This window comes from Mesorhizobium sp. ZC-5 (genome assembly GCF_025753855.1).
In the GTDB taxonomy this organism is placed as follows: domain Bacteria; phylum Pseudomonadota; class Alphaproteobacteria; order Rhizobiales; family Rhizobiaceae; genus Neomesorhizobium.
On sequence record NZ_JAOWPT010000001.1, the window covers coordinates 264,001 to 270,000 of the forward strand.

Sequence of the window (6,000 nt, forward strand, 5' to 3'; positions counted from 1 at the left end):
GGCATGTCGGCCAACAGCGCGACTCATAGCGTGACCGCCTCACCTCGGCGAGGGCTGTGCCGCGCGCCGGCAGCAGGATCGTAAGATGGCCCATGCGCAAGCCACTTTCGCCACCCGGCGTCCGATTTCCGCGGTAGCGAGACGGAAGGCTCGAAGGAGCGTTTCCGCGCGCGGACGACTGCCCGTGCTTGTTCTCTTCCTGCCGGCGGCGCTTATCCTGTTCACGCTTTTCGTTATTTTGCCGATGGGCGAAGCGGCTTGGTACAGTCTTTACCGGTGGAACGGATACGGACAGCCTACCGAATTCAGAGCCCTCGGCAATTTCCAGGTTCTGTTCAACCAGGCCGCCTTCCTGACGGCGCTCAAGAACAACGGCCTGATCATCCTGATATCCATAGCCGTGCAAATACCCCTGGCTTTGTGGCTGGCGACCATGCTGGCCTACAGGATACCAGGCGCCGTGACCTTTCGGCTGATCTTTTTCCTGCCCTATGTGCTCGCCGACGTCGCTGCGGGGTTGATCTGGCGCTTTGTCTATGATGGCGATTACGGGCTGTTTGCCGCCGCAGCCAATATGATCGGCGTTCCGACGCCTTACGTGCTCGCCGACAGGCATGTCGCGATCTACGCCATACTCGGCGTGATCGTGTGGAAGTATTTCGGCTTCCACATGATGCTGTTTATCGCGGGACTGCAATCGATGGACCGGCACGTGCTCGAGGCGGCCGAGATCGATGGCGCGACGGGCTGGCAGAGGTTTCGATACGTGACGCTGCCGATGCTCGGCTCCACCGTTCGGCTGTCGATATTCTTCGCCATCGTCGGATCGCTGCAACTGTTCGACATGATCATGCCGCTGACCGGCGGCGGTCCATCGAATTCTACGCAGACGATGGTCACGTTCCTCTACACCTACGGCGTCATGCGCATGCAGGTCGGCTTCGGCAGCGCGGTTGGCGTTGTACTCTTCATCATCTGCGTGACGATGGCATTCGGCTACAAGAGGATATTCATGCGCAATGACTGACGCATCGTCCGGCCGACGTGTCGGCGCCGGCACCCGCCTCTACCTCTACATTTCGCTGACCGTAATCGCAGCACTTGTCCTGCTGCCGTTGGTTACGACTGCGCTTGGCGGTTTCAAGTCTCTGGGCGATCTGCGAGTCAATCCGTTCGGACTGCCCAACGAGTGGCACGTCGAGAACTATACCGACATCCTTTTCGGCCAGCGCTACTGGCGGCAGATGGCGAACTCTCTGATCATCGCACTGCTCACGGTATTCCTGACGCTTGTTGTTTCGGCGACCGCGGCCTTTGCTTTCGCGCATGTGCGCTTCTTCGGTTCCGGAGCCCTCCTGAACTATTTCCTGATCGGCCTGATGTTCCCCGCGGCGACCGCGATCCTGCCGCTGTTTATACGGATAAGGGACCTCGGCCTGCTCGACACCTACTGGGGCGTGGTATTGCCACAGGTCGCCTTCGGGCTTGGCATGTCGATCCTGCTTTTCCGCAATTATTTCCGCAGCCTGCCGAGCGAGTTGTTCGATGCCGCATTCGTCGACGGCTGCGGCTACATTCGTTTTTTCTGGTACATCTCGCTGCCGCTGGCCCGCCCGATGATAGCGACTGTCGCCATCATCTCCTTCGTCGGCAGCTGGAACAGCTACATCCTGCCGCTGATCATGCTGAACACCGAAACCCGATACCCGTGGCCGCTCGGCATCATGGTCTACCGGGGCGAATTCAACACCGACTGGCAGCTGATCCTGGCGTTCATCACGCTGACGATCTTGCCGACGATCATAGCGTTTTTCCTGGCGCAGAAGCACATCATCGCCGGCCTCACCGCCGGCGCGGTAAAGTCGTGAAGCGACAAGCGGGAGCGAGAAGGAATGGCGTCCGTCGAACTGCGAAACGTCTCGAAGGCCTATGGAGAGGTGGCGGTCATCCACGACATTTCCGTGGAGATCCAGGACGGCGAATTCGTCGCGCTGGTCGGTCCGTCGGGCTGCGGGAAATCCACGCTGCTGAGAATGATCGCAGGCCTCGAGGACATTACGGATGGCGATGTCGCGATCGCCGACAAGGTCGTCAACGAACTGACGCCCCGCGAGCGCAACATAGCCATGGTCTTCCAGTCTTACGCGCTCTATCCGCACATGACCGTTGCGGAGAACATGGGTTTCAACCTCAAGCTCGCCGGAAAAACGCGGGAAGAAGTCTCGCGCCAGGTTGCCCAGGCTGCGCAAATGCTCGACCTTACCGGTCTCCTCGAGCGCAAGCCGAGCCAACTCTCCGGCGGTCAACGTCAACGCGTTGCGATGGGCCGCGCGATCGTCAGGGATCCCGCCGTCTTCCTGTTCGATGAACCGCTTTCCAATCTCGATGCGAAATTGCGTGTCCAGATGCGTTCCGAGATCAAGATGCTGCATCAACGGGTCGGCACCACATCGATTTACGTGACCCACGATCAAGTCGAAGCGATGACGCTGGCGGATCGTATCGTGGTGCTTAACGCGGGAATGATCGAGCAGGTCGGAACCCCGCTCGAACTATACCGCCAGCCGGCCAATCTGTTCGTCGCCGGCTTCATCGGCTCTCCCGCAATGAATTTCCTCGAAGCAGTGATCGAACCCGCGAAAGGCGATGCGCGTTCGGCCCGCCTTGAAGACGGCACCTCCATAAGGCTCCATCCCGGAAGCAGGGTCGAGCCGGGGTTGGAAGTCACGCTGGGGCTGCGCCCCGAACATCTTTCGCCTGGCAAACGAAAGGACCTTTCAGGCAGGATAAGGATGATAGAGCCGACCGGCGCGCAGACGCACGTCACATTCGAACTGTCCGGCCGACCGTTGACCGCCATTGTTGACGGGAGCTTTCCGGTGACGCTCGACACACCGTTCAACGCCGCCGTCGCTCCCGATCAGGTGCACGTCTTCGACCGAAGCACCGGCCTGTCGCTACGCTGAGCGGTTCGGGGCCCGCCGGCACAACCGATCGATTTTCGGCAGTCCTCCGAGCGATACGGGCAGAGACCCGTCGAGCGTCATAGGGGACTGGCCGGCATTCCTGCCGTGACGACCCGCCGAAAAACAAAAAACCCGGCGCCTTGAGGCACCGGGTTCAGCACTTGCATCGCAAGTATCGTTTGGTTGCGGGGACAGGATTTGAACCTGTGACCTTCAGGTTATGAGCCTGACGAGCTACCGGGCTGCTCCACCCCGCGCCACCATTTGCGTAAGCGTTAACTTACGAAATCATATGTTCCGTAAAAACAAAAGGCCGCTCGACGCGGCCCTTGCCGCCAATTAGGCGGGCAGTCGAAAAGAGAAGACAAACGTGCATTTTGCAGACCTGGCAGCGACCTACTCTCCCGCGTCTTGAGACGAAGTACCATCAGCGCTGGAGCGTTTCACGGCCGAGTTCGGAATGGGATCGGGTGCAGCCGCTCCGCCATAACCACCAGGTCAGCGAAACGCACGTTATTCGAGAAGCTGTTTTTTGTGCCGGCCACCGCTTTCGCGATGGGCACAGAGAATGAGAACGATCAAGCCGATCGAGCTATTAGTACCGGTAAACTTCATGCGTTGCCGCACTTCCATACCCGGCCTATCAACGTGGTGGTCTTCCACGACTCTCAGGGAATACTCGTTTTAAGGTGGGTTTCCCGCTTAGATGCATTCAGCGGTTATCCCGTCCGGATATAGCTACCCTGCTATGCGGCTGGCGCCACAACAGGTCCACCAGAGATCCGTCCATCCCGGTCCTCTCGTACTAGGGACAGATCCTTTCAATATTCCTACACCCACGGCAGATAGGGACCGAACTGTCTCACGACGTTCTGAACCCAACTCACGTACCGCTTTAAATGGCGAACAGCCATACCCTTGGGACCTGCTCCAGCCCCAGGATGCGATGAGTCGACATCGAGGTGCCAAACAACCCCGTCGATATGGACTCTTGGGGGTCATCAGCCTGTTATCCCCGGCGTACCTTTTATCCGTTGAGCGATGGCCCTTCCACGCGGGACCACCGGATCACTATGACCGACTTTCGTCTCTGCTCGACTTGTCAGTCTCGCAGTCAGGCAGGCTTATGCCATTGCACTCAGCGAACGATTTCCGACCGTTCTGAGCCCACCATCGCGCGCCTCCGTTACTCTTTAGGAGGCGACCGCCCCAGTCAAACTACCCACCATACATTGTCCCGGACCCGGATAACGGGCCGCGGTTAGACATCCATAGAGATAAGGGTGGTATTTCAAGGGTGGCTCCACAGAAACTGGCGTCCCTGCTTCAAAGCCTACCACCTATCCTACACATGCCACTACGAATGCCAATGTAAAGCTATAGTAAAGGTGCACGGGGTCTTTCCGTCTAACCGCAGGAACCCCGCATCTTCACGGGGAATTCAATTTCACTGAGTCTATGCTGGAGACAGCGGGGAAGTCGTTACGCCATTCGTGCAGGTCGGAACTTACCCGACAAGGAATTTCGCTACCTTAGGACCGTTATAGTTACGGCCGCCGTTTACTGGGGCTTCGATTCAGAGCTTGCACCCCTCCTCTTAACCTTCCAGCACCGGGCAGGCGTCAGACCCTATACGTCGTCTTGCGACTTCGCAGAGCCCTGTGTTTTTGATAAACAGTCGCTACCCCCTGGTCTGTGCCACCCTCCTGTGCTTGCGCACAAAAGGGTCACGCTTCTTCCGAAGTTACGCGTGCAATTTGCCGAGTTCCTTCAGCATAGTTCTCTCAAGCGCCTTGGTATACTCTACCAGTCCACCAGTGTCGGTTTCGGGTACGGTCTATAAGGAGGAGCTATTTCCTGGAACCACTCCACAGCCCAACCAATCCAATAAGGTTGAACAACTTGTGTGATCCGTCACTTCCTCCAGGCCCACGAATATTAACGTGGTTCCCATCGTCTACGCATTTCTGCCTCGACTTAGGGGCCGGCTAACCCTGCTCAGATTAGCTTTAAGCAGGAACCCTTGGACTTTCGGCGGGGGTGTCTCTCACACCCCTTACGTTACTCATGTCAGCATTCGCACTTCTGATACCTCCACCGCCCCTCACAGGTACGGCTTCATCAGCTTACAGAACGCTCCGCTACCGCTCACGATTGCTCGTGAACCCTAAGCTTCGGTGTATGGCTTTAGCCCCGTTACATTTTCGGCGCAAAGACCCTTATTTAGACCAGTGAGCTGTTACGCTTTCTTTAAATGATGGCTGCTTCTAAGCCAACATCCTGGTTGTTTTGGGATCCTCACATCCTTTCCCACTTAGCCATAACTTGGGGACCTTAGCTGTAGGTCAGGGTTGTTTCCCTTTTCACGACGGACGTTAGCACCCGCCGTGTGTCTGCCGACTAGTACTCCCAGGTATTCGGAGTTTGGTTAGGTTTGGTAATCCGGTGAGGACCCCTAGCCCATCCAGTGCTCTACCCCCTGGGGTATTCGGTCGACGCTCTACCTAAATAGATTTCGCGGAGAACCAGCTATTTCCGAGTTTGATTGGCCTTTCACCCCTAGCCACAAGTCATCCCGAACTATTGCAACAGTTATGGGTTCGGACCTCCAGTAAGTGTTACCTTACCTTCATCCTGCTCATGGCTAGATCACTCGGTTTCGGGTCTAATGCGACGAACTGAACGCCCTGTTCAGACTCGCTTTCGCTGCGCCTACACCTACCGGTTTAAGCTTGCTCGTCACACTAAGTCGCTGACCCATTATACAAAAGGTACGTGGTCACCATTTCAGGCTCCCACTGTTTGTAGGCAATCGGTTTCAGGTACTCTTTCACTCCCCTTGTCGGGGTGCTTTTCACCTTTCCCTCACGGTACTAGTTCGCTATCGGTCATGCACGAGTACTTAGGCTTGGAGGGTGGTCCCCCCAATTTCAGACAGGATTTCACGTGTCCCGCCTTACTCGAGGACAATGATTTGCATTACGCGTACGGGGCTGTCACCCGCTATGGCCCTACTTTCCAGAAGGTTCCGCTT

At 57.1% G+C, this 6,000-nt stretch carries 3 protein-coding genes, 1 tRNA gene and 2 rRNA genes (1 of these 6 only partly in view); 3 read left to right on the forward strand and 3 right to left on the reverse strand.

The annotated features are described in order from the left end of the window. Nucleotides 1-85: 85 nt before the first annotated feature. From OHD58_RS01145 to OHD58_RS01155, 3 genes are read left to right on the forward strand one after another with little or no spacing between them, the layout of a single operon-like run. Nucleotides 86-1,027, forward strand: a complete 942-nt coding sequence (locus OHD58_RS01145) for a carbohydrate ABC transporter permease (protein WP_263801211.1) — start codon at nt 86-88, stop codon at nt 1,025-1,027. Continuing rightward, nucleotides 1,020-1,868 (forward strand): carbohydrate ABC transporter permease, encoded by an 849-nt coding sequence (locus tag OHD58_RS01150; RefSeq protein ID WP_263801212.1) that lies wholly within the window; start codon nt 1,020-1,022, stop codon nt 1,866-1,868. Before OHD58_RS01145 ends, OHD58_RS01150 begins: the two co-directional genes overlap by 8 nt. A gap of 24 nt (nt 1,869-1,892) precedes the next feature. After that, complete coding sequence (locus tag OHD58_RS01155) at nt 1,893-2,966, forward strand: ABC transporter ATP-binding protein (protein ID WP_263801213.1); 1,074 nt, start codon at nt 1,893-1,895, stop codon at nt 2,964-2,966. Nucleotides 2,967-3,146: 180 nt separating this feature from the next. Here OHD58_RS01155 and OHD58_RS01160 read toward each other — a convergent pair. From OHD58_RS01160 to OHD58_RS01170, 3 genes are all read right to left on the reverse strand, one after another. After that, nucleotides 3,147-3,223, reverse strand: a tRNA-Met gene (locus tag OHD58_RS01160). Nucleotides 3,224-3,349: 126 nt separating this feature from the next. Further along, nucleotides 3,350-3,464, reverse strand: a 5S ribosomal RNA gene (gene rrf, locus OHD58_RS01165). A gap of 76 nt (nt 3,465-3,540) precedes the next feature. Further along, a 23S ribosomal RNA gene (locus OHD58_RS01170) occupies nt 3,541-6,000 on the reverse strand (it continues 341 nt past the right edge of the window).

Excerpts from the sequence above, each read along its gene's own strand:
- OHD58_RS01145 (WP_263801211.1), top strand. The coding sequence starts at position 86 with ATGGCCCATGCGCAAGCCACTTTCGCCACCCGGCGTCCGATTTCCGCG.
- OHD58_RS01150 (WP_263801212.1), top strand. The coding sequence starts at position 1,020 with ATGACTGACGCATCGTCCGGCCGACGTGTCGGCGCCGGCACCCGCCTC.
- OHD58_RS01155 (WP_263801213.1), top strand. The coding sequence starts at position 1,893 with ATGGCGTCCGTCGAACTGCGAAACGTCTCGAAGGCCTATGGAGAGGTG.